Genomic DNA, 24,057 nt, shown 5'->3' on the forward strand with positions numbered 1-24,057 from the left:
ACTGGCCCAGTTTGGCAAAATTATATTTTCGTTATGGCACGATGAATAGTGGTAAATCGATTGAAGTCTTGCGTGTTGCACATAATTATGAAGAACAAGGCAAGAAAGTTCTGCTCCTGACATCCGTTATGGATGATCGATTCGGGGTTGGCAAGGTCGTCTCCAGAATTGGGATGCACAAGATGGCTACCGTTGTAGATGAGAACTTGGACATGATCGAACTCGCCCGCATAGAGCGCCCCAACTGCATTTTGGTCGATGAAGCGCAGTTTTTGAATAAAGAGCAAGTTGCTCAATTGATTGAAATTGTCGACGATTTGGACATTCCTGTTATCGCCTATGGGCTCAGAGCTGATTTCATGGGGCAATTATTCGAAGGAAGCGACGCTCTCCTCGCTGCAGCTGATACCATTGAGGAGATCAAAACCGTTTGTTGGTACTGCGACAAGAAAGCGATTATGAATATGCGCTGCAAAGACGGGGAGCCGATCTTTCACGGTGAGCAGATTCAAATTGGCGGTAATGAAAGCTACGTGCCTGTTTGTCGAAAATGTTATGCATCTAAACGAAAATCTACAAGCATTTAATGGTTATACAAAGAAAGGTGAATTCCTTGCGAAAAAAACGGATTTTGCTCTTATCCGAAGGCTTTGGGAAAGGACATACACAAGCTGCTCATGCGCTTTCGGTGGAGCTTCGACAAAGCTCATCTGAAGTTATTACACGTGTGATTGAGCTTGGCGCTTTTTTGCATCCTACCATAGCACCTTGGATCTTCTCGGCATACCGCCGCACGGTTACTTCACAACCCAAACTATATGGTATGCTTTACCGGAATCAATATGAAAAGTCATTAAATCGCTTTGCAGGGCTTGCACTGCATCGTATTTTCTACTCGCAAACGAAAGCGATCATCGAGCAGCTAAAGCCCGATATCATCGTTTGTACGCATCCTTTTCCGAGCATTATCGTCTCTCGTCTGAAACGTGCTGGACTAGCCGTCCCCCTCTTCACCGTCATCACAGATTACGACGTTCATGGTACCTGGATTGATCCGGCCGTGGACAAATATCTGGTTTCTACTCCAATGGTGAGGGAGCGTATATTGGACCTTGGCGTGCCGGAAACGCAAGTTGAAGTCACGGGGATCCCTGTTCACCCTAATTTCCGCTTGGAGCATAGCAAAGAGCAAATCCGTCAACAATTCGGGCTTAACGCCATGCCCACCGTCATGGTTATGGGCGGCGGATGGGGTGTCTTTAAAAAGGAAGAAAAGGAAGAACTGTTGACCTACTTAGCAAGCTGGAGCAAGGATATTCAGCTTCTAATCTGTTTGGGAACGAATGAGAAAGCTCGCCAACAATTGCTGGAGGAAGCTGTCTTCCGGCAGCCGAATGTGCATCTGATTGGTTATACCAATGAGATTAACAAGCTAATGGACATCTCTGATCTGCTAATTACGAAGCCGGGCGGGATGACCTGTACGGAAGCAATGGCTAAAGGCATTCCGATGCTGTTCTACAGCCCGATTCCGGGACAAGAAGAGAAGAATTGCCAATACTTTCAGGAACAAGGCTATGGTCAAAAGATTACGTCTCTTGAGATGATCGATCACTGGTTCAAACTGCTGCTTGAACAGTATCCTGAGCTTTCGAAACGCAGAATGAATATCCGTAACCGTCAAAAATATAGTGCGCAAGACTGCTCCGCATCAATCATTCAGTATTTAAAGTTATCGGAGAAGCGTCCCTATATACAGGCATCAACAACAACACCGCTCATACAATGGTATTAACCATGGTATAGGGCGGTGTTTTTTATGGACCCCATTCAACGATTCGGCAAGCAGTCCATCTTCGTTTATTTACTTGTATGGTTCGTTGGCAGCCTCTGGATGATGGCTGTACTGGGCAGCGGCACCGTTCAGGGCAAGCTGTTCGGCGTGGATTTGAATCTGTATCACGAGTATGCCTCCTTTGGATTTGCCGGAGCTTTGGGCGGAGCGCTTTATGGGCTTCGCATGTTTCATGAGCATTACCATGACCTTACCACACAGTGGGTATACTGGTATTTAATGCGACCGGTGCTCTGCTTTGGCTCGGCGATCATCACCATCGTCTTGTTCGAAAGCGGCATTCTGCTGCTGCAGGTCGGCGATTCGATGTCTGCTCGCATTAGCGTGGCATTCTTAACCGGATACGGCTACGGCAAATTTATGGAGAAAATAAAGGCGTTGACGACTACTTTTTTCAATGGGGACGGAAATGGAACCAAAAACGGAAATGGAAGTAACGGAGGGGATCAGCCGCGGCGATAGCAGCTGGATAAGGGGCCTTATAGTTACGGATAGCGAGCTAATGCTCGGTACCCGCAACTATAAGGCCTTTTTTGGGATCTAAAGCAATATATTGAATTGGTTTTGGTTAATTGGAGATTATAATTTTGTCAACCACTTAAAACTAAAGGAGACATTATGAGAAGAATAATCTTCGTTTTGTGTATTTGTCTATTTTTGATTCCATCTAATGCTAGTGCCGCCCCTAAGAAAGATCGAGCTTATTATGAGACACGCGGAGAAATCGTTTGGGAAATAACAACCGATCAAAAAGTGATTGCACTAACATTCGACGATGGTCCTCATCCTGAGTACACTGCGCAAATTCTCGATCTACTCAAACAGTATGAGGCTAAAGCCACTTTTTTCGTTGTTGGCAATAAAGTAAAACTTTATCCTGATGTTCTGTTGCGAACGTTAAATGAGGGCCACGAGATAGCCAATCATACATATAGCCATGCTTATCTAAGCAAAAAAAACAACATTAAAAAAGAAATTAACAAAACAGAGGAACTTATTTATGCTACGACAGGAAGTCGGTGTCAATTATTTCGACCACCAGGAGGGTTCTATAACGATCGGCTTGTATCTATTGTCAGGGCAGAAGGTTATAAGGTGATTATGTGGAGTTGGCAATTGGATACGAAGGATTGGAGTACACCAGGGGTCAACAAAATTGTAAATCGTGTATTAAACAATTCGAAGAACGGAAATATCGTGTTATTTCATGATTATATTGAAGGCCCTACACAAACCATTGCTGCTTTGAAGATCATTTTGCCAGAATTGAAAAGAAGGGGATACCGATTAGTTACCGTATCAGAACTCCTAAACTATAATAAGGCTATTCCTGCAAAAATTCATTAGACACAGAAAGTCTAAACATAAAAAGAGATCTGAAAAGGAGTACTCTGCAATGGCACGTTTTAAGCTTTGTTACTGCTTGATACTTTGTGCGCTGCCTATTTTGTCCGGATTCACAGTATCCACTGGCGACTCCGTGATGACCGAGATTATGAATGAAGCACCGAAAAAACGAATCTTACCTATTCCCGCCAAAATAGACCGCCTTGAGGGAGCTATCCCCGGTTACAATGGTCTGGAAGTCGATATTCAAAAAACATACGAAATCAATAAGAACAACCTTGGCGGCAAGTCTATTCATTATGTATATAAGCAAATACCACCGACTATTGATCTTAACCAGTTAGGAGCAGCGCCCATCTATCGCGGCAACCCTCAAAAACCTATGGTTTCTTTCATGATCAATGTTGCATGGGGAAATGAATATATCCCTGTAATTCTCGATACTCTGGACAAGCATCATGTGAAAGCAACGTTCTTTCTTGATGGTTCTTGGCTTAAAAAGAATGTGGCTACAGCAAAACAAATCATGAATCGCGGTCATGAATTATCCAATCATGCTTATTCTCATAAAAACATGAGCCAATTAAGCAATAGTCAAGCTTACCAGGAAATTTCGAAAACAGAAAAACTGCTCTCTGAGGAGCTGCAAGTAAAAAACCGATGGTTTGCTCCCCCGTCGGGTGACTTCGATAAAGAAACCGTAGAAGTTGCACAAAGTATGAAACTAAATACGGTGTTGTGGACGTTAGATACGGTAGATTGGAGAAATCCAAGCCCGCAGTCCATTATTCAAAAAATAAATACAAAAGTGGACAATGGTTTCTTAATTCTCATGCATCCTACCCCATCAGCAAGTACAGCATTGGATGGTATGATTACATCCATTAAGAATAAAGGATTACACATTGGAACTGTTAGCGAAGTGTTGTCTACAAATCGAGTTCCGATCGGTGAACAATACTTTGGCACAGAATGACTTGAAAGAATTAGCGCCCTTTTGGGGCGCTGCTTCATACATCTGTTACAGAACGCGCCTTGCCTCAACAAAGCGCTCTTTCCAAGAGCCATTCAGTTCAGATACCGTAACTCCGATGCCCGGGCGGAAAGTATGCAGGATAAGGCCGTTACCTAAGTACACCGCAACATGTCCGATATGTTCGATGCCGCTTTTATTTTTTCTATTGGGGGTGGTGAAAAACACGAGATCACCTTCTCGAAGTTGATCGATGGACACCTCTGTACCTCGCTGACTCTGCTGCCTTGAATCGCGCGGCAGCGACACCCCTTGACTGACAAAGATGTATTTCAAGAAGGATGAACAGTCGAAAGAATCGGTTTGGCCTGTCTTCGCCCCATATACGTAGGGGGTTCCAAGGAAGCCCAATCCTTTTACAATGAGATGGTCGGCTTCGCGCTTCCAACTCGGCTCATTTTGATCAGAATCAGCAAGCTGTTCAAACTGTTTGACGACTTTAGCTATTTCGGCAGCGGATAGATTTACATTCTTCGCATTCGGAACTGGATCATCTCCATCTCGGGGCTGATCTAGTGTAGGTGTGCTCTCAGGGGCTTCTGAGACTGGATTAGCTTTAACCATTGGCGCTGGGGCCGCCGTCGGGCTAGGCACTGGGGTCATCGTCGGGCTAGCTGCAGCGCTCTGAGCATTGCTGGATGACAACTTGGCAGGGGCCGATCTTAGCTCCGAATTGCTCGCTTCAGCCTTTGGTTGGGCTGAAGGTTTCGCCACTTCGATAGCTGTTTCTTTATCGGTAGCGGTATCCACCTTTTGTGGGGAAACTTGCATATCCGATTGTTTCACTTCAGAAGATGAATTTTGTTCTATTGACTGTATAGGTGCAGATGTCACCAGTTCGTTTGGGTTCGTATTTGAGAAAACAGCCGATAATTCCATGTTCTCTGGATTTTTCATGGTGAAACCGAATAGGACCAGAAGAGCAATGGCTAGAGCGGCAATCTCATATTTTTTGGCAAGCATTTTTGGCCTCCTCCAGATAGCAAGTATACTATATTATTCTATGGCAGACCACAAGGTCGGGGGGTATAATAAGTGGTATTTCATGGATGATAAGCAGCAAAAAAGCCTTACCGTCAGCATCTCTCTCTGCTTCCGGAAGGCTTCTTCGTCATTTAGGCGCATCGAAGGTATGCACCTTTTTCCAGTTAACACCACCGCTGCCGGTGGTGTACATCTCGCTCGGCTGCTCATTGTCATTCGTCAGCAGCCAGCCTTGGTTCGCGTCTGCCATGGCCAGCAGCAGCTCGCCATAACCCGTGAACGACTCCTTGCCGTTCACCCATGTCTTGCCGCCGTCCTTCGTCCATCCGACGGAGTTCGGCTTGTCGCAGCTCGGACACTGCCCACCCATAAAAGCGACGTCTGGACTCACGACGTAAAGAGGTCCGGGCCTAGAGCCCGTGTTCTTAGGTCCTGTGTTATCGCCCATAGGGAAACCAGGGGCAGGTCCACCTCCGGCGGTGCTATTCGCCAGAACCGTCTGCCAGCTCTTCCCGCCGTCTTTCGTGTGAAACAGCGAATACGAGGTTTGGGTCATCCCCGATTCACCAATCAACTCGATCCACGCATCGTTGGCACCCGCAGAACGAATAACCACGCCGGTTAGTGAGGCTGCGGTTTTACGTGACATGACGCTGCGCCATGTTTTGCCGCCATCCTGCGTTCGCTGAACCTCAATGGCATCTTTAACCTGTTTGACAGCCCAGCCGTTATTTTTATCATGGAAATAAGCATCTCCCGTAATTCCCTCGGGAATCGGCAAGGCAGTCCATTTCATACCTCCATCCACGGTTTGCGCATTCCCGCTGAATCCTTCCTTCTCCGTAATAAAATGCAGGAACGCACGATTCGGCACCTTACCAAGGGTTGCCCAGTGTTGACCTCCATCCTTCGTACTTAGCAGTTTACCTTCATCCCCTACAATCGCCCACACATCATGACCATTCAGCGCAAACAGCTGCCTAATGTCTCCCGGTCCCTCGTATTGAACCTTCCACTTCACACCGCTGTCATCTGTTCGTGCGATCCACCCTTTGCCGCCGATCCAGCCAGATTTTGCATCAGCCAACCTGACGGCGGTTATCACGCTCATCGTCACCTTCGATGGTGTGGAATCTGCGGCAGCTGTCTCAGCGGGAGCCGTGGGTTGTGCCGTGACCGTCGCACTCGGTTTCGGCGAATCTGAAGCATTGACAGCTCCGCTTGTGCTTCCGGATGATTCACACCCTGTAAAAGCGAGTAGTGTAATTGCCAAGAGCGGTATATATTTTCTCAACATAAGCTTGACTCCTTTCACTCTTGAACTTCCATCATCTACCTTTATAGACGTAACTATCATCGGAAAAGTTGAGTCCGAAGACATACGCTTTTTGGCAAATTTAGTATGTCCCGCAACGTACTGCGCTTATTTGGGAGAAAAGCGAATTAATAAATTAGGCATGACTTATCCCATACATGAATACAATCCAATCAAGGAGGGGGGACTTTGTTACGGAAAGGAAGAGGATCGGTTGAGATTCATATGGGGTAAAAAGGAATTCACCTTAATGATCATTCCGGGCGCCAACCGCCGAACCGTAAGATTCAAGCTTCCGCACAGTAGTCTATATATTGTGCCCAGCTTGATCCTGCTCGTGCTGATTGGATTTTTTGTCACGATTTACTTAATGAATACCTACTCCCTTCAAACGGCAAATAACATGCAGCGTACGTTCGATGGACAAGAACGCCAACTGGTTGATCAAATTACACTTAAAAATAGTGAACTGGAACAGCTTCAAACCAATTTGATTGACTTATCCCAGCAAGCGAATGAATTTAAAGCGAAGTTGGAAGAAATTAAGAAACTGGATCATGTTATTCAGCTGATGACCCAAACAGAAGGAACAAACAGGACAAGCAAGAAGCTGTCTGCGCTAAGTGTTGAACCGCCAAATGGAGCAAGCTCCGATGTCGGTGGCAGCGAGGTTCCGGTTACTTCGCAAGATGTATCTCTTCTGGTCAGCAGTACTAAACAAGGGCTTTCTTCGTTAGTCGGAGATATTAATGCCTTGCTTTCAAATTTAAACGAATCCGAGTCTAGGCTGCAAGAAGCAGAGCGTCTGCGCAGCATCACGCCGACACTTTGGCCAACTGTGACTCACAGCATTACATCGGGCTTCGGTATAAGGATAGATCCTTTTACCTCTAAGCCAACGATGCATACGGGGCTTGACCTTGATGGCGAAATGAACGACCCCGTTTATGTGACAGCAGCAGGTACTGTGGTAGAAGCCAGCTTTGACAATGAACATGGCAATCATATCATTGTCGATCATTCCCGCGGGATACAAACCGAGTATATGCATCTGAATAAAATGCTCGTCAAACGCGGAGAATCAGTAACGAAAGGTCAAAAGATCGGCCTACTCGGTTCCACAGGACGAAGCACGGGCTCCCATCTGCATTACGAAGTTCATAAGAACGGCGTACAGATTAACCCCGCCCCTTATCTTATTACCGATAGAAAGGATGAACGCTAATGCTTGGAAGCTCCAAAAATAAGCCCATTGATACTAAAACAACAGACACGTTGATTGGGGGCAGTACCATTTGTGAAGGTAAAATTATGTCCGAAGCCAGCCTTCGCATCGAAGGCCAGCTGCACGGCGACATTGAATGCGCAGGAGACATCACCATTGGTGAAAACGCTGTTGTGCAGTCTAACATCCAGGCCCGTGATGTTATCGTTGCAGGCAAAGTAAAAGGCAATGTTCAGACCAAAGGCAAGCTCATCGTAACCAGTTCCGGCGTACTTGTGGGCAATATCGATGTCCGCTCCTTTATTATTCAGGAGGGCGGGATTTTTCAAGGAAGCAGCTCTATGAACATAGCAGCTGTGAGTGAGAAAGGCGGAGGCAACGGTAAAGTCATCGATGCCAAAGCACACAAACAACAGAAGAACGAGCAGCAGGCTGCTTCTGGAGGGAATTAAAATTAAAAAAACAGGGAACCCGCGGGTGCGGTTTCCCTGTTTTTTTGTAAGTTCACGAAATCGCCTGAGGATTCACCGCGGCCGCCTCGCGGATTCGTTCCGTATCCAGTTTTGAGGCCTCTCCACAACCGACCAGCAGCGAGTCCCTCTCTCCAATACGGCCATGGAGCCAAGTCTGCGCTCCTCGCTCTCCCAAGTGCGGCAGAAGTGAATACGCCTGCAGCCATGAAGGAAGCCGTGTGGTTCCCATCGCTTCGATATCGTTCGAGCAGATGGGAATGATAAGGGTCTCAACCTCACCTTTGCCTCCAAACGTAAACGTCACTTTAAGACACCACCATCTTCTAGTCGCAGCCATGTATCAAAGGAATGCCTTCCCTCTTGCAGACGAATGACGCGAGCGCCCCGAGGTAAGCCTCCATAGGTGTTATAGCCTGTTACTCGGCCAAAACACAACCGAATATCATGCAGAGTCCCACAGTAATCATTGTCATGATCATGACCGACGAAGGTTCCCATCACATCACCCATTTCCGTCATTGCAGCAAACAACCCGCTGTTGAGCATTGGACAACATACCTCTTCGTGCTTGATGCCGCTCACTTTGCCACGTTTCCATACATCGTTGTATTCAGGGAGCGGAATATGAAAAAACGCGAGTCCAGGCAGTATAGCCCCACTTCGTTCGCGAAGCGAAAGCGACTGCTGCTTATACCAATGCACTTGATCGGCGGCAATCCACGCGTAGCCGCCGACTGATTCCGGCGCCATCGCTCCGGAATCGAGAAAATATAACACAGCAGACGGATCCCCGGATTGTGCACTTTGAATCGTAAGTGTGTAATTGCCAACGCCACTGAGCTCGGCTGGTCCTGCTTGCGAATAGCAAGTGTTATGCTCCAGAGCAATCGCCATCAATTCCTCGCGAGTCACATTCTCCTCCGCATCGTGATTGCCGAATACGTGCGTCCAAGGTATGCCCGATAGGACAGCAGGAGCAATCGCTCGGCGAAAAGATGCCAAAGGGTCGGTTACGCCATAGCTTGAAATCAGATCGCCCGTATGAACGATGAGATCTGGCTTCTCTTCCGTAAGCACCGCATTGATCAATTCGAGCGTCCGTAAGTCCTCCTCATTGTCCTTGTCGCCGCCAATATGTAAATCCGTGAGTTGTACAATCGTAAAAGTCCCGTCCTCCCGGAACCTAAGATCGTCCGCCATGTGCATTGCTCCTTTCTAATCGCTGCTAATAAATGCCCGTTACAACGTTATATCACGTCGCGATGGTCGGATGCTTGATCTTTGTTTTGCCTGAGAAAAGCTTCCAGTCCTTCCCGATCGGGGCTGCCTGTGCTGCCGCCGTAAGCTCCGACAGACATGGCTCCGCAAACGTTGCCATACAGCAGGCTCGTCTCGACATTAAGCCCCGTCAAGAAACCATATATGTAACCGGCATTAAACGAATCTCCTGCTCCAGTCGTATCTACAGCTTCGACCGAGAATCCGGAGTGAGACGTTTGCAAACCGTCTTTCATCGCTGCGGCGCCTTTCGCTCCCAGCTTAACTACAACATGACTGCAGAAGCCCGACATATAGCTTAACCTGTCATCTATCTGCTCGAAGCCCGTATAATGGAGCGCCTCGGTTTCATTCATCAGAAAGAGGTAATAAAAGAACGATCCAGCTCAGGATTAATCGCTATCGTGATGCCTGTATTACTTATTTTGCTAGTCCGGATTAGACTGGTATCGATACCATATCGCTGAAACTGCTCCCGAATATAATGACCGTAGCCATCATCTCCAAGAACACCGTCAAATGCTACATGCAGCCCCAACTTGGCTAATGAGATCGTAAATAAAGCCGCACCTCCGCCCACATGCATCATCATATTTTCAACAAAAATTTCCTGCCCTGGTTGAGGGATCTGATTACAGCCTATCACTACTAGATCTATATTGGCATCACCGATGACAACCGCATCAAATTTTTTCATTCCTCTCTCCCTCTTCCGCTCCGTTCTCAGTCTTTCCCTCTTTATGATATGCTCTGCAGCTGTCGCGTACGACAAGCTTGTGTCCCAATATTAAATCTTCCCGAGTGCCTCCTGTATGACCTGAAATTAAATCGATCAGCGTGTTAACCGTGATCTTTCCCATGTCCTGAATAGGCTGCTCCATGGAGGACAACCGCGGACGAACGAGCTCCGTCAGTTGGCTTCCGTCGAATCCGATGATGGATATATCATCCGGAACCTTAAGCTGATTGTCGTGAACGCAATTCATTGCTCCCACTGCCATATCGTCACTGACAGCAAATAGGGCTGTAGGACGAGGCTCACAAGCCAGAAGTTCCTTCATCAAATCATATCCGCTTTGCGTCTTATAGTCGCCGAACCGGATATAGTCATACACAATTTTGACTCGCCGATCGGTGAGGGCATTGCGATAGCCTACATAACGGTTTTGCCCTGAGGTGATGTCCCTCATATCCCCGCCAATAAAGGCAATTCTCTCATGTCCGAGCTCAATTAGATAACGGGTCGCGTCATAGGCCGCCTCGTAATCATCGATAATGACAGAAACAAACTTATGATCTATAGTTCTTACGCTTGAGAAAATGACCGGAATATCCAATTTATTAATGAAAATGCGAATTTCATCGCTTAATTTTTCATGCATAATAATAATGCCGTCTACGCGCATCTCTTTAAACACATTCAAATATTTAAGTTCTTTATCTGTATCCTCGATAATGTTGCAGACCAGCAGGTTATAATCATTAAAGCTCGCCGTTTCCTCAATGCTGCTCAATATGGTGGAATAGAAACTGGATGTAAGATCGGGAACAATCACGCCAATTAGGTTCGTTTTCTTCCGCACCAAGCTCCTCGCGATGTGGCTCGGCGTATAACCAAGCTCGTCAATCGCACGTTTTACTTTGTCCTTCAGATCGTCCTTCACGTATTTTTCTCCGTTTAACACCCTGGAAACCGTTGTTACGGATACTCCCGCTTTCTTGGCTACATCTTTAATTATGGGCGCCATGATTATCATCCTTCCTACTGCAACATAGACATTTTCCTCTGTTATTCGACAAAAAGCGTTACATATTTATACATTTTATCATACAATGGGCTCGATCGGAGACCACAAATAAATGATTGAATCCCATCCTATACTTTGCCAAATATGGCTTCCGAACATGAGCGGATAGAAGTATTTGCTTTCCATCATGAAAAAGGTGCTTCCGTCTCCGCCCAAAATATCGGATCGCCTCGTTCAGCAGTCCCGTATCAGGAGCAAAAACCCGCTGCATGAGACCGATGACGATAACCCAAGAAAGAAAATGAGGTAAATAAGAAATACTTTGCGTGATTCCCCGAAATCTGCGATTTCTGACCTCATTGAACATCAGCGCCAGCAGAATCGGAAAAGGCAGTCCCAGAAACACTTTAATACTGCTGATAGCAAGTGTGTTCCTGATCAGCTTCCCGCTTTGGTAATCGTTAAAAAAGGCTTTAAAATACGTGAATCCTACCCACGGGCTTCCAATAATTCCCTTGTTAAATTGATAATTCTTGAAGGCCAGGATGAGTCCGCACATTGGGATATACGAAAAAATAATTACGTTAAATGATATTTTCAAGATGAGAATCATGCACGTAAGCGTTTTCTGGAATCGCTTTCATAATACTTTTAAATTTTCTGTAAATTCAATTCTGCACCTTGTATGATTGAAAAAGAAGCCTGCTTCCATCCAAGATTCGGATCGAAACAAGCTTCTTTCCTCACTTCCCGTGCTTTACTTCTTCGAGCATCAATCGTTAATGTGATATTGTCCAACGCCTGGTAGTTGCCGTCTAATCGCTGAACGAACGTCTTACTGACGCCTTTAATCTCGATCAAAAATGCCTGCCTCCACTCGGGCATGCCCCGTTGTTATTCACTTAAAACAGCATTTTCAACCCTGCTAAGCCAAGCCCGATGATGAATCCGCATATCGCACCGTTAACACGAATCCACTGCAAATCCTTACCAATCTTATCTTCCATTAACTCAATCAACTTTTCGTTATTCAGCTTGTCCAGGTTTTCTTTGACGAGTTGACCGATTTTACTGTGATTTTGCTCCAAATAAGAAGCGATTTGCTCTTGAATCCAGTTTTCGCCGCGCTGCAGCATATCCTCGTTTTCTTTGACCGAAGTAAGCATTTTACGAATAACCGGAGCCACATATTGAGGCACAAAATCAGGCTGCTCGACGAAATCCTCTGTCTTCGCCTTCAATCGCTCTAACAGCCCTGATAATTTCTCATCTAGGTCAAAAATCTCCGGCAGCTTCGTTTTAAAAGCTTCCAGCTCTGCCAAAAGCTGTGGATTATGCTCAAGTTTGCTCAGCTCATTCCGAATAAAGGTAAGTACCGCTTCCCTGCGAGGATGATGCTTCGAGCGCATTTGCTCGATATAGGAAAGAACGAAGTTCTGAATAATGCCCCCGATCTTCTCTTCATTTACCATACCGATGAACGCATTAACGGCAAATGCCATGAAGCCATTCGATTGCAGACCCTCGAACGCTTTGATCGCCATAGCGCCCAGCTGATCACGCGTTTCCGCTTTGATCGCCCATGCTTCCACTTTATCGATGACAAAATCAAACGTTTTGCCGTCATAATCGGCATCGACGATGCTTTCAACAATCGTACGAACGAGTCGACTCGTATCTACGTCTTGAAGCGCTTTGTGAATTTCCTCTGCTAAAAGCGGCGTCAATTTTTCCAGATCAATGGCGTTGAGGGCTTGTTTGGCTAGTGTCGAGAGACCTTTGTGAAGAGCCACATTGTCCAAATGGGTCTCCGCCAGCGCAAGCCCACGCTCAAGAAACCGAATTTGCTGCAAACGAGCACGAATCGTTTCTTTGGAAAGCAGCTCATTCTCAACGGTTGAGACCAGCGCTTTAGTAATTTTATCGCGATTTTTCGGCAATAGCGCCGTATGTGGGATCGGAATGCCAAGCGGGTGACGGAACAGGGCACTAACCGCAAACCAGTCTGCCAAGCCACCTACAACTCCCGCCTCAAAACCGCCTTGTAAGAAGGTACCCCATATTGTTGAAGAAACGGGTGAAGGCAGTGTGGCCAGAAAGCCTGCTCCCATAACCCCCAAGGAGACAGTCGCTATATACTTTGCTTCTCTTTTCATCGTCATAACATCTCTTTCTTTGCGAATTTAATAAACCATTCCTTCTATTTTACCACAAAATGCAACTAAAGCTGTTTTGCCGTCTATTGAGTGAGGTAAACCCTAATGCATGGGACTTCTAATAGGGCTAGAAGGCAGCAAAAAGACCGCCAAATCATGTGGCGGTCTTTTATCGAATTGGGAGATTAACGGGAGGATTTCCTGATAAATAGATCACGAGCACCGATACTACAGCAAAAAACGAAATAAGAGGTAAGCTTCCACTATCTCTCGCCTTCCCACTCCGCATAAAACTGCTCGAGATACTGCTCCATGAAACGGTGCCGCTCCTCCGCCAACTGACGGGCATAGGCTGTGTTCATAAGCTCCTTCAACTTCAGGAGCTTCTCGTAAAAGTGATTAATCGCGGTGTCATTCCCGGCGCGATACTCCGCCTCCGTCATGTGCTCGCGCACCGTGACGGAAGGATCGTGAATCGGGCGGCCTTTCCAGCCCGAGTAAGCGAATACGCGGGCGATGCCCACAGCGCCTATGGCATCCAGCCGGTCGGCATCCTGCACGACCTGGCCTTCGAGCGTGCGCATTGGCGGCCGCGCGCCGCCCTTAAACGACATCGTGCTGATGATCTCCAGCACGTGCTGCACTTGCACACCCGGTGCGCCGCTTGCGGTGAGCCACGCTTCCAGCTCGCGCTGCGCGGCGGCTGGATCGGCGTTCAGCTTCTCGTCGACGACGTCGTGAAGCAGTGCCGCAAGCTCGCAGACAAAAGCATCGGCTCCCTCCTGGACGGCGATGCGCTTCGTCGTCTGCACGACGCGATAGATATGCCACCAGTCGTGGCCGCTGCTATCTCGCTCCAGCTTCTCTTTCACGAGCGCCTCTGCCGCGAGCGCAATTCTCTCTTGCTCTTCTGTTTTTATGTATGCATCATCGCGCAGTATCATTTCTTCTTTTTCCTCTTTCCTTCGGGAGACTTTCCTTCACTAGACTTGCCTACACCAGCCGGCTGGGCATCCATCTCATTCACATCCGTGTACTTCTGAATAATTTTCTTGAAGTTCTTGCCGTATTTATCTTCCAACTTCGCTCCCATATCCTGCTGAAGCTCGTGCATGATCACATCTTGAAAAAAATGACTACGCAGCAGCTCCACCATCGCGGGATGCTCCGTTAACATCGCCAGAGTCGGCTCATCGCCGCCTCGTGTACCAATAATCGCCAATTTACGGTCAATCAGCAGCGTGAACTTCCGCCCATTGCGTCCCGGCCAATCCTCCTCGGGTAAGTGCGGGAACTGATGAACTCCGCTCGGCAGCTCTACTTCGCCAATCGTCGAAACCAACAAGCGCACGCCTTGCGCAGGCACCAGCCGAAGATCCTCCTTCAGCAGCTTCGCTTCTTCCGACCACAGGTCACAAAGCGCCTCTTCCTTCGCCTTTCTTAGCTCCGTGCGTATACGCTCGATGACCTTCGAGTCCCCCTCCAAGCTGAAATACTCAGAGCGGTGCGCATCCTGCTTCGGCATATTCGCTTTCACGTAGCGGATCGAGGCTTGCAGCTCCGCTTCAATCCGCTCGCCGATCTCCTCGATCGGCACGCTTTGGTAGTACGTCGGCTCACCGTGACTGGTGAGAACGGCTCCCTTCTCCGCGAGCTTCTGCAGCGCGGAGTAGACATTCGAGCGTGAGACGCCAAGAGCCTTGGCGATTTCGTATCCCGTCTGTGTGCCGCATTCGGCGAGCACGTGCAGGCATTTGGCTTCAAGGTCCGTGAAGCCAAGGTTTTTTAAATGCAGCAAAACGTCCTCCATGCCAACTCCCCTTTTCTTCACAGCTATGACTTCATGATCAATATTGTAGCATGATTTGATCCGACAAGTCGTATAGACTTCTCTACAGAGTTTCCACTTCCGCAATCTGCCATTAAACAAAAAGCCTGAGAAGAGTTAGGTACTCTTCTCAGGCTTCAATATTATATTCTAAACCGATAACCCGCTCCCCAGATGGTTTCGATATATTGCGGATTAGACGGGTCCTGCTCAATTTTCTCGCGCAGCTTGCGAATATGAACGGTCACTGTAGCGATTTCCCCCATGGCGTCCATCCCCCATAGAAGGTCAAAAAGCTGTTCCTTGCTGTATACCCGGTTCGGATTCATCGCCAGGTGGGTGAGCAAATCGAATTCTTTCGTCGTGAAGACGACTTCTTTCTCGTTCACAAAAACGCGACGCGCAGTTTTATCAATCATCAAACCGCGAATGCGGACTTCGTCATTTTTCGTTTCCCGTCGCCCCATTAGCCGTTCGTAGCGAGCTAAATGTGCTTTAACTCTGGCCACCATCTCACTTGGACTAAAAGGCTTGATGATATAATCATCAGCGCCAAGGCCGAGGCCGCGAATTTTATCGATATCTTCCTTTTTGGCGGAGACCATCACAATAGGAATATCCTTTTCACTGCGAATACGCCGGCAGATTTCAAAGCCATCGACCTTAGGCAGCATCAGATCGAGAATGATCAGATCATAATCAATGGAGAGTGCTTGATGGAGGCCCTTATCCCCGCTATTTTCGATATCGACTTCATATCCGCTGATCTCTAAATAATCCCGCTCCAGCTCCGCAATACTTTGCTCGTCCTCAATGATCAAAATCCGACTCATCCTTCGCTCTCCTTCTGCTGACTAAGCGGTAATGCCATGTACACGGTCGTTCCCCGCCCTATATTGCTTGATGCGCTGATTCTCCCGCCGTGCTCTTCCATAATTTGTTTGGCTATCGCCAGTCCAAGCCCGCTTCCACCGGTAGCTGTATTGCGTGAAGGATCTGCCCGGTAGAACCTATCAAATATATGCGGAAGCGCCTCCTCCGATATGCCCTGACCGTTATCTATTATTTGAATGACGGCATAACCGTCAAGCTCTCTCACCGTTAATGTAATGCGGCAATTGCCTTCATCACTATATTTTATCGCATTCTCGATAATGTTCAGAAGTACGCGTCTGAGCTTATCACGGTCCGCTGTTACATGCAGCGGGGACTCCGTCAGCTCGGTGAGCGTGAACTGAACACCCTTTTTCTCCATATCGAACTGTAATTCCTGCGCGCAATCCTGCACAAATTGCCCGAGATCCACAGTTTCAAACTGAAAAGGGACTTTGCCCAGATCCAGCTTAGAGAACAGAAATAACTCGTCAATTAGCCGATCCATATCAGCTGCTTTATTGTAGATCGTCCGTATGTACCGATCCAGCTTATCCGGGGAATTCGTTACACCGTCCATAATGCCTTCGACATAACCCTTTATAGCCGTGACGGGAGTTTTGAGATCATGGGAAATATTTGAAATAAGTTCCTTGCGGTTCTCTTCGTATAGAAGCTGAACCTCCACGGATTTCTTGAGCCTGCGCCGCATTTCTTCGAATGCTGTGCTAAGCTCACCGATTTCATCATCGGAATGAGGAACGATCTCGAAGTCGAGATTGCCCTCTTTGATCTCCTCCGCCGCTCGTTTGAGTGCTCTCAAAGGCTTAATAATACTTCGTGAAACGAAGTATGTCAGCACCCCATTGGTGGCAACGAGTATGAGAATAAATGTAACGACAACGGATTTTGAAAACTGATGAAGATACTTCTGAAAGGGACTGCCGTCCAGAAAAACGAATACGGAGCCTTTGCTTTTATCCGAAAATAAAAAATCCTGCTGCCTAGTTATCCACAGGGAACCTTGATTGCGCTGAAAATGACCCGATGATGTGCCAAATGAAGGCAGCATTGAGGTATTTTCAGCCTCCCCTTGCTTAATATAAGGTGAAATATACGTTATCTCTTTATCTTTTCGAATGATGAGACCCATATTAATCTTATGGAATCTCTCCTCCAGATCCTTCACAAACACGGGATCGAGAAAAACATCCGGCTCCGTATCCGTCTTTGCTTTCATATAAGCGACATTTTCCAGCTCTTGGTCAACGACACGCTTGATCGGATTGCCTTGGGAGAAATCGACTTGAAAGACGGACTTTAGACTCCCAAACGTTGCGATGCTGATTAAAATCACGGCTAGCCCCGAGAGCACAAGCGGTACAAGCAGCATAGCGATATATGAGAGTACCAGCCGTAAGCGAATCGACATGGTTCAAATCTCCTTTTTATCAAACAAATAAAATCCTGCTGTAAAAAACAATATACTACACGCTACCAGAAACATAAAGATACTACTAATCTTACCTGTGACCATAGAGCTGCCAATCCACAACATATGCCAATCCGTGTAGGCTGTAGGCGAGTACGTCGTAATTTGCGGAATGAAAAAAGCGGCTACCTTAAACACCAAATAAAAGAGAATACTCACGGTTAATGTTGAGCTGCTGCTGGAGAAGAACTGCGCCAGAAATACTGCTGCGATACTGAGCACTAGCAAAGGAATGAAGGCCGAGCCATAGGCGAGGAACCAGGTAGCTACAGTGCTAATGCCTCCGAAGTGTTGGAAAAACAGGGCAGAAATGATCGAAGCCAGCAAGGCGGCGATTAAATAAAACGCGAGGTACACGCTCAGCGCAATTTGCTTGGATGCGAAAACCTTGAAGCGAGTGATCGGCCGAGTGAGCGTATTCTTCATCGTGCGTTCACCCATTTCACCAGAGAATACATCGGCGGCCCCCATGAACACGAACAATGGGAGGAAAATACTTGTAAACAAACCGAGCATCACGATGGGGAAATCACCCGATGCAATGGCTCCGATGCCGATGCCGCTTTGAAAACGCGCTAGCAGTAAGCCAGCAATTACCGGGAGAAGCAGCGTAACAGCTAGGAAGAAGATCGTTTTCTTCTTAGAGGCGAGTTTAATCGTTTCGTTCCAGACGTTGGCGGTTAGGCTATGCATGTGCGGCGAGCCTCCTGACTTCGTTGATTTCGTGCAAGTACGCTTCTTCCAGCGTCGCGCTGCCTTTGGCTATTTCAGAGACGAGCCCCTCGCGAACAAGTCGTCCTTGATGAATGATGCCCATCCGATTACACATCAGCTCCATTTCATGAATGAGATGGCTGGAGATGAGAAAGGTAATGCGCTCCTCAAGCGCTAGGTGCATGATGATTTCACGAATTTGAACCATCCCTTCGATATCGAGACCATTCGTCGGCTCATCAAGAATGAGCAATTCAGGCTTCGACAACATCGCTGCTGCGAGTCCGAGTCGCTGCTTCATACCCAATGAGTAGCCCGCTACTTTTTCATGCTGAAAAGGGGTGAGCCCGACAATCTCCAGTACTTCATCCATTCGCTGCTTGCCGATCCCAGGATAAAAGCGCGCTGCTTGCTCCAGATTCCGCCTGCCGCTCATATAGGTGTAAGCTTCCGCTGTTTCAATCAGCACACCAACCTTCGCCATTGCCTGCTCATAATGCGTAGACACATCGTGACCTAAGAGCTTCACTTCGCCTTGCTGCGCTCGAGTTAAGCCGGTCATGATCTTCATGACGGTCGTTTTACCGGCGCCATTGGGTCCGAAGAACCCATAAATATCGCCTTGCTGCACCGTTATATTCACTTGATGGATGCCGCGCAAGTTATTGTATATTTTCGTAAGATTCTTAATTTCTACAACTGGTTTCATGACCGGGGCCGCCTTTCAGGAAAATGAGGAGGTCAACTTTCGTTGAAGCCTCCCCTAGCTTTCTATTCGTGCTTCTCGCCCCAGTTTTTGTGGGACTTCTCGTCAAATTTCACAATTTCCAGCTGCTTACCGGTCAAATCAACCGTATCTGGCGTTGTCGAATTCAGACTAGACAGTGTCATGTCAACGCTCAACACCACGTCATGCGCTGTACCTTGAGCATCTTTACCCGAAATATGAATTTGCGCCGTTTGATTCGTAATGTGGTTATCCGCATCCACGCTCGCGTTTACTTCAACCTCATCCATTTTGATGTCAGAAACAAGCTGAGGCAGGCTGTTTTTGAGTGTCGATACATCAACACCTAGCGTATCTGCTTTCGTCGGCAATGGACGGTGACTGTTCTGTAACGCACCGTGTTTTATCACCAGCGAACCGATCGTGTTCACAACAGGGGAAATTTGACTGCCAGACATTTTAAAATGAATCTCCTTCACGTTGCCTGCGGCTTCATCCATGGTGACATAGTTTTTCAGGTTACCTACCAGTGCATCAACCACATTTTCCACTTCGCTAGTTACTTGCGGGTCAGGTGTATGGTTTAATCGTTCATGACCATTGAACTTACCCGGCATGCCTTCACCTTCCAACAACTTATACACATCGGAATCATCTGTTTTGACAATGTGCTTACCATCTTGGTTGTAAAAGTGAATGGTTTGCTCATCCGCAGCACTTCTCACCGTTACTTCAGCGCTGCCCGCATGATTGACGCCACTGCTCTTAATGGTCGACCTTACGTTCAGTAATTGGGCCCCATTATCTTGTAAAGTCACATTCACCTGACGCGTAACATTATCTACCGCTGCTGTTTGTTTAACTGCTGATTTGAACGTCTCATAGCCGGGAGCATTTCCCACACCTGCATATACTGAAGTCACTAGCATCATGCTGCCTACCGCTACACCTAATCCCATCATCGCTAACTTCTTATTCATATCTTTTTGCCTCCGCGTATTCGTACGCTTTATCTAATTTGGATGCGTTCCTCGCTTCCATGTATCCATCTTATCCCCCCAGACTTAACTCCCTCTAAAACACCTATTAACCGCGTCTAAAACAATTCTTAAATTTTTATAAAAAAAGCCTCCAAAACCGCTGCATCAGCGGAGATGAAGGCTGCTATTTATGGGGTGAACGGCTAATACTGCTTTTCCTTTTCTTTCATCTTGAGCATCCCGGAGTGTGTTAGCCTTACTTCTACCTTAATATCCCCTAATTGATACTCTTCCAGCGGTTTCTCTCCGTTACCGGTAAGCTTGGACCACTTGGAAAAAGCATGTCTATATAACACATGTTCCAGTTGATACACATCCGTATTGCGGCTTTTCCCCAGCTTAAACGTCTGCTCGATTTCCTTTGCGATTTGTTTAGCAATCTGTTTTTGCAATGTTTCTTCATCTACCATCTCTAAGATTTCGGCAATGACCGCCTTACCTTTGATGTGAATATCGAACAAAAGTTGATCTCCTTTCATCCAAGGTGTAATGCGGGCTTCAGGCTTCTGGATGGAAACGAATTGAGCAGCCTTCCCATTCAAGAAGACGACCAAAGGCGTACGAGCAGTGCTTTTTTCTACCCATCGCGCTCCTTTGAACTGATCCTCTGACAGCCATTCCACATGATCATTTTTGCCTAACGCATATACGCCACTTACTTCTAATTTAGGATCTGGCTTTTCATTCTTCTTCCACACGTCTTTACTAATGGCCAGGGAGGGCATCATGACCGTATTCCCAGGCTCACGAAGCCCAACGGTCACTTTAAACAATCTAATCGGGTTAATGAGCGATCGTTGGCGATAATTGTCTACAGGCTGCATAAGAATGGAAGACATCGGGGAGGTATTGAAAAAAGGAATAACCGAAAAAATAGACTCTATCGGCTCATCCGTACTATAAACCCATTGAGTAAACCTTGTTTCACTATATCTCACGGAACCGTCCATGAATTTACCTATGCCTTGCTTAAGTGCCTCACTTGAGAAAATATAAGCACTCACATGTCCCCAAAAGACGCGCTGCTGCGTTGTTTTGTACAAACGATTGAAAGCATCACTCACCGTGTCTCCCACTTCACGTCCTACCCAAATCAAGGGCGGTTGCCCTGATTTACCGCCCTCCTGTTTAGCCACGCTGGAGAAGTCTAACATTTGACAGTACACAACGTAGTGCCCTTTTTGATAATCGAAGCCTATCGCTGTAACATAATCCGTATCTTGGATCGTCTTCATATCCCAGCAGCCTGTCTGGCTAACCAGAAGCAGCAGACCGACAACCAGCCTTCCTAAACCCTTTATGTTCATGAGGATTCCTCATCATGACGCGTGTCATCCTTCGGACTCAACATCTTCGGTCTTCGCTTCATTTTGATCCAAGGCTTGGCCAATAAAGAAGGAATTATTTCCCTGAAAATAGGTGGAGACACGGGCGACAAGTAAGGAACACCGAACGATTCTAATGTCGATAAATATAAAACAAGCCCCATGAGGGATATCATAAATCCGTAAATACCGAAAAACGTGGATACCATCAAAATCATAATCCGCAATACAGTAACGGTCCCGGCAAGTGATTGATTCACAAGGGTGTACATGGATATGGTCGATATGGAGGTAACCACTAATGTTGTGGGGCTTGTGATGCCCGAACGTATCGCGGCGTCCCCAACAATAAGACCCCCAACGACGGTAACGGTTTGACCTACCACTTTGGGTAATCGCGCTCCAGCTTCACGGAACAATTCGAACAACAGCAGCATCATAATAAAATCCATCGGACCTGATAAGGGTAACCCCAGCCTGGATGAAGAAATAGTGGCAACTAACGGATAAGGAATTTGATCCAAATTAAAGGCGGATAACGAAATCCAAAAGCCAGGCAATAAGGCAGAAACAACCAATCCACCCAAACGCAATATACGTTCAAATGCTACATAATAGTAAGGGTTGTGTACATCTTCCGGCGACTTCAATATAAAAAGCAGATTCGCTGGCGCAATAAGAACCATAGGGGATCCATCCACCATGACCGCAAAACGCCCACGCAGCAGACTATCTGCAACGAAATCGGGTCTACCGGCATAATTCAACATGGGAAAAAATGGATATTTTCGCCCGGACAGCGCTTCCTCTAATTGTGAACTGCTGATCAAGGTATCCACGTTAATTGCGCTCAAACGCTGCTTTGCTTCCTGAAGCACATCAGAATCGATTATATCGTTGATGTAAAGAAGAGCGACTGTAGTTTGGCTCCTCTTGCCGATTCGCATCTTCTCACAGCATAGACTGCGTGACAGCAAGCGCTTGCGCACAAGCGCCATATTCGTGATGACACTCTCCGTGAACGCATCTCGCGGACCTTTGATGGATGTCTCTGTGCTCGACTCTTCTGGTGACCGGTTCGGTGGTGCAGCAATATCTAGGGCATATATCAATTGCGTTTCTTCGAAAAACAGTATAAGCTCTCCCGCATAGACAGAAACCGTGATCGCATCCATCGTGTTTGAACCGGTAATTTCATTCAACTGCAGCATCGTATTCACATCTAATCTAGACGCATTTCCATCGAGCTCAGGATGAAACAGACCTTGAAGCTTAGGCAGTACCAGATTTTCAATATGATCCATATTGGTCATACCTTCACAGTATATAAGTAATACCTGTTGATTCCGTCGAGCATCCGCTATTTGGTAAGACTTCACAACTACATCGCACGACAATACAAACCATTCTCGCAAATCTTGCTCCTTCACTTAAGCATTCTTCTCCTTTCGTCTTATAGGCAGGATGGACATCGCAAGCATGATAAGAAGCAAACCTAGGCCTGTTCCAAACATAAAGGGATAATACCAATTTTGAATCAGGAGCACTATCCCGTTGTCTGAGGTTGGATACAAGCTTACTGCCAGGAAAAACAGGCTAATACCTGCCATGATTAGGGTCCGTGTACGCTTTTTTTTAATGCCAATCACATCCACACTAAGAAACATCAGCATCGACGTCCGAACACAAGCACCCGATATCCATTGGAAAATAGAAAAAAAATCCAAATGAGAGACATATTTCCCCACGGTGACCATACGCCATTGTTCGTATGCCGGATACCTTAAATCAGCCGCTTCAAAGGGACCAAATATGGCAATGGCGCCCGTTAACGGTCCTACGGTAAGTCCAATTACACATAATGCGAGAATGCATAAAGAGGACAACCGAATACGCGTATCCACATGATGCTGGAGGAATACGATACTTAACAGCTCGAATGAAGCGCCGCAAGTAAGCATGATGGATGTAAGCGTAGGTCCATAACCATGTGTAAATAAAGGGGTAAGCAAGCTGTAATCTTTAAATTGGAAATTAGAACCCATCACAAAATATCCTAAAAAAATGACTACTGGCAGTAAGATGCCTGAGGTGACCGCAATGGCTCGCATCCCTGCTCGAGCGGCAAAAAAGCAAAATATCATAAACACAAGGCTAATCATGAGTGGCGGTGTCCGAGGCAAATAGGACACATGTGTCCATGTCACCACATCTTTTAAGGTAATAAAAGCATGTATCAAGAATATGGAAATGAGTCCCCATTTGAACAGAAAAACTACCGTCTTCCCAAATCTTTGTTTGATCCATTCCATCATATTCAGCTGTTTAGTACGTTTAACAACGATGTAAAGCAGACATACCCAGATGAGCAAAGGAATAAGGGAAGCCGATGCGCCGACCCAGGAATCACGCTTACCGAAATGCAGCAGCACGGGAATTAATAAGACATGGTTCGTAATGCCAATTGAGAGGATTAAGACAAAGTACAGTTGAAGTGCAGTAATTTTCCTAGTTACATACATAGGCTATAGGCTTTCCTCCCACATTGGTATTAGGTGGAAACTTTTACAGTTAAGTTATCCAATCCATGTGGATTTATGCAGTGCTGCAGAGTAGATATAGACGCTTGTCTAAATTAGGTCAT

27 protein-coding genes are annotated in these 24,057 nt (G+C 46.7%); 7 read left to right on the forward strand and 20 right to left on the reverse strand.

The features are described 5' to 3' along the window. Positions 1-11: 11 nt before the first annotated feature. The 5 genes from BLT91_RS07885 to BLT91_RS07905 all read left to right on the forward strand — a co-directional run bounded on the left by BLT91_RS07885 (position 12) and on the right by BLT91_RS07905 (position 4,178). Positions 12-587 (forward strand): thymidine kinase, encoded by a 576-nt coding sequence (locus tag BLT91_RS07885; RefSeq protein WP_090819085.1) that lies wholly within the window; start codon positions 12-14, stop codon positions 585-587. 26 nt (positions 588-613) lie between these two features. Then, positions 614-1,795, forward strand: a complete 1,182-nt coding sequence (locus BLT91_RS07890) for an MGDG synthase family glycosyltransferase (protein ID WP_090819088.1) — start codon at positions 614-616, stop codon at positions 1,793-1,795. Between the two features lie 24 nt (positions 1,796-1,819). Next, positions 1,820-2,317: a hypothetical protein gene (locus BLT91_RS07895; RefSeq protein ID WP_090819091.1), complete on the forward strand. Its 498-nt coding sequence runs from the start codon at positions 1,820-1,822 to the stop codon at positions 2,315-2,317. A gap of 153 nt (positions 2,318-2,470) precedes the next feature. Continuing rightward, positions 2,471-3,202 (forward strand): polysaccharide deacetylase family protein, encoded by a 732-nt coding sequence (locus BLT91_RS07900; protein WP_090819094.1) that lies wholly within the window; start codon positions 2,471-2,473, stop codon positions 3,200-3,202. A gap of 49 nt (positions 3,203-3,251) precedes the next feature. Further along, the gene (locus BLT91_RS07905) at positions 3,252-4,178 is read left to right on the forward strand and encodes a polysaccharide deacetylase family protein (RefSeq protein ID WP_090819097.1); all 927 of its coding nucleotides are present in this window, start codon (positions 3,252-3,254) and stop codon (positions 4,176-4,178) included. Between the two features lie 45 nt (positions 4,179-4,223). Here BLT91_RS07905 and BLT91_RS07910 read toward each other — a convergent pair whose 3' ends face one another. Next, complete coding sequence (locus BLT91_RS07910; RefSeq protein ID WP_090819101.1) at positions 4,224-5,198, reverse strand: C40 family peptidase; 975 nt, start codon at positions 5,196-5,198, stop codon at positions 4,224-4,226. A gap of 148 nt (positions 5,199-5,346) precedes the next feature. Further along, on the reverse strand, positions 5,347-6,516 hold the full coding sequence (locus BLT91_RS07915) for a WD40/YVTN/BNR-like repeat-containing protein (protein ID WP_090819104.1): 1,170 nt from the start codon (positions 6,514-6,516) through the stop codon (positions 5,347-5,349). A gap of 232 nt (positions 6,517-6,748) precedes the next feature. Here BLT91_RS07915 and BLT91_RS07920 point away from each other — a divergent pair, with 232 nt between their 5' ends. Together BLT91_RS07920 and BLT91_RS07925 are read left to right on the forward strand one after the other, a co-directional pair. Beyond that, entirely contained in the window at positions 6,749-7,759 is a 1,011-nt protein-coding gene (locus BLT91_RS07920) for a M23 family metallopeptidase (protein WP_254776827.1), read from the forward strand. Continuing rightward, the gene (locus BLT91_RS07925; RefSeq protein ID WP_090819112.1) at positions 7,759-8,211 is read left to right on the forward strand and encodes a bactofilin family protein; all 453 of its coding nucleotides are present in this window, start codon (positions 7,759-7,761) and stop codon (positions 8,209-8,211) included. The genes BLT91_RS07920 and BLT91_RS07925 overlap by 1 nt, the downstream gene beginning before the upstream one ends. A gap of 52 nt (positions 8,212-8,263) precedes the next feature. Here BLT91_RS07925 and BLT91_RS07930 read toward each other — a convergent pair whose 3' ends face one another. From BLT91_RS07930 to BLT91_RS08010, 18 genes are all read right to left on the reverse strand, one after another. Beyond that, positions 8,264-8,536, reverse strand: coding sequence for a hypothetical protein (locus BLT91_RS07930; protein ID WP_090819115.1), 273 nt, complete (start codon positions 8,534-8,536; stop codon positions 8,264-8,266). Beyond that, entirely contained in the window at positions 8,533-9,432 is a 900-nt protein-coding gene (locus tag BLT91_RS07935) for a metallophosphoesterase family protein (protein WP_090819118.1), read from the reverse strand. Before BLT91_RS07935 ends, BLT91_RS07930 begins: the two co-directional genes overlap by 4 nt. A 47-nt stretch (positions 9,433-9,479) precedes the next feature. Continuing rightward, positions 9,480-9,866 carry a carbohydrate kinase family protein gene (locus BLT91_RS32685; RefSeq protein ID WP_254776828.1) on the reverse strand — a complete coding sequence of 129 codons (387 nt, stop codon included), beginning with the start codon at positions 9,864-9,866 and terminating at the stop codon, positions 9,480-9,482. Then, positions 9,866-10,207: a carbohydrate kinase family protein gene (locus BLT91_RS32690; RefSeq protein ID WP_254776829.1), complete on the reverse strand. Its 342-nt coding sequence runs from the start codon at positions 10,205-10,207 to the stop codon at positions 9,866-9,868. Before BLT91_RS32690 ends, BLT91_RS32685 begins: the two co-directional genes overlap by 1 nt. After that, the gene (locus BLT91_RS07945) at positions 10,194-11,258 is read right to left on the reverse strand and encodes a LacI family DNA-binding transcriptional regulator (RefSeq protein WP_090819121.1); all 1,065 of its coding nucleotides are present in this window, start codon (positions 11,256-11,258) and stop codon (positions 10,194-10,196) included. The genes BLT91_RS32690 and BLT91_RS07945 overlap by 14 nt, the downstream gene beginning before the upstream one ends. Before the next feature lie 58 nt (positions 11,259-11,316). Further along, positions 11,317-11,859 (reverse strand): hypothetical protein, encoded by a 543-nt coding sequence (locus BLT91_RS07950; protein ID WP_254776830.1) that lies wholly within the window; start codon positions 11,857-11,859, stop codon positions 11,317-11,319. 50 nt (positions 11,860-11,909) lie between these two features. Next, on the reverse strand, positions 11,910-12,119 hold the full coding sequence (locus BLT91_RS07955; protein ID WP_090819124.1) for a hypothetical protein: 210 nt from the start codon (positions 12,117-12,119) through the stop codon (positions 11,910-11,912). Between the two features lie 41 nt (positions 12,120-12,160). Continuing rightward, positions 12,161-13,414 carry a DUF445 domain-containing protein gene (locus BLT91_RS07960; RefSeq protein ID WP_217635189.1) on the reverse strand — a complete coding sequence of 418 codons (1,254 nt, stop codon included), beginning with the start codon at positions 13,412-13,414 and terminating at the stop codon, positions 12,161-12,163. Between the two features lie 263 nt (positions 13,415-13,677). Then, a complete protein-coding gene (locus BLT91_RS07965) occupies positions 13,678-14,358 on the reverse strand; it encodes an HD domain-containing protein (protein ID WP_090819131.1) in 681 nt (226 codons plus the stop codon). Continuing rightward, entirely contained in the window at positions 14,355-15,224 is an 870-nt protein-coding gene (locus BLT91_RS07970; protein WP_090819134.1) for a TrmB family transcriptional regulator, read from the reverse strand. The genes BLT91_RS07965 and BLT91_RS07970 overlap by 4 nt, the downstream gene beginning before the upstream one ends. Before the next feature lie 161 nt (positions 15,225-15,385). Beyond that, positions 15,386-16,075, reverse strand: a complete 690-nt coding sequence (locus tag BLT91_RS07975) for a response regulator transcription factor (protein ID WP_090819137.1) — start codon at positions 16,073-16,075, stop codon at positions 15,386-15,388. Continuing rightward, positions 16,072-17,547: a sensor histidine kinase gene (locus tag BLT91_RS07980; RefSeq protein WP_090819141.1), complete on the reverse strand. Its 1,476-nt coding sequence runs from the start codon at positions 17,545-17,547 to the stop codon at positions 16,072-16,074. Before BLT91_RS07980 ends, BLT91_RS07975 begins: the two co-directional genes overlap by 4 nt. A 3-nt stretch (positions 17,548-17,550) precedes the next feature. Further along, a complete protein-coding gene (locus tag BLT91_RS07985; RefSeq protein ID WP_090819144.1) occupies positions 17,551-18,300 on the reverse strand; it encodes an ABC transporter permease in 750 nt (249 codons plus the stop codon). Beyond that, positions 18,293-19,030 (reverse strand): ABC transporter ATP-binding protein, encoded by a 738-nt coding sequence (locus BLT91_RS07990; protein WP_090819147.1) that lies wholly within the window; start codon positions 19,028-19,030, stop codon positions 18,293-18,295. The genes BLT91_RS07985 and BLT91_RS07990 overlap by 8 nt, the downstream gene beginning before the upstream one ends. A gap of 62 nt (positions 19,031-19,092) precedes the next feature. After that, positions 19,093-20,028 (reverse strand): hypothetical protein, encoded by a 936-nt coding sequence (locus BLT91_RS07995; protein WP_090819150.1) that lies wholly within the window; start codon positions 20,026-20,028, stop codon positions 19,093-19,095. Positions 20,029-20,231: 203 nt separating this feature from the next. Next, positions 20,232-21,395, reverse strand: coding sequence for a Ger(x)C family spore germination protein (locus tag BLT91_RS08000; protein ID WP_090819152.1), 1,164 nt, complete (start codon positions 21,393-21,395; stop codon positions 20,232-20,234). Beyond that, entirely contained in the window at positions 21,392-22,843 is a 1,452-nt protein-coding gene (locus tag BLT91_RS08005) for a spore germination protein (RefSeq protein ID WP_090819155.1), read from the reverse strand. The genes BLT91_RS08000 and BLT91_RS08005 overlap by 4 nt, the downstream gene beginning before the upstream one ends. Next, on the reverse strand, positions 22,844-23,935 hold the full coding sequence (locus BLT91_RS08010; RefSeq protein ID WP_090819157.1) for an endospore germination permease: 1,092 nt from the start codon (positions 23,933-23,935) through the stop codon (positions 22,844-22,846). Between the last annotated feature and the right edge of the window lie 122 nt (positions 23,936-24,057).

The sequence above is a fragment of the Paenibacillus sp. yr247 genome (genome assembly GCF_900103825.1).
GTDB lineage: Bacteria > Bacillota > Bacilli > Paenibacillales > NBRC-103111 > Paenibacillus_E.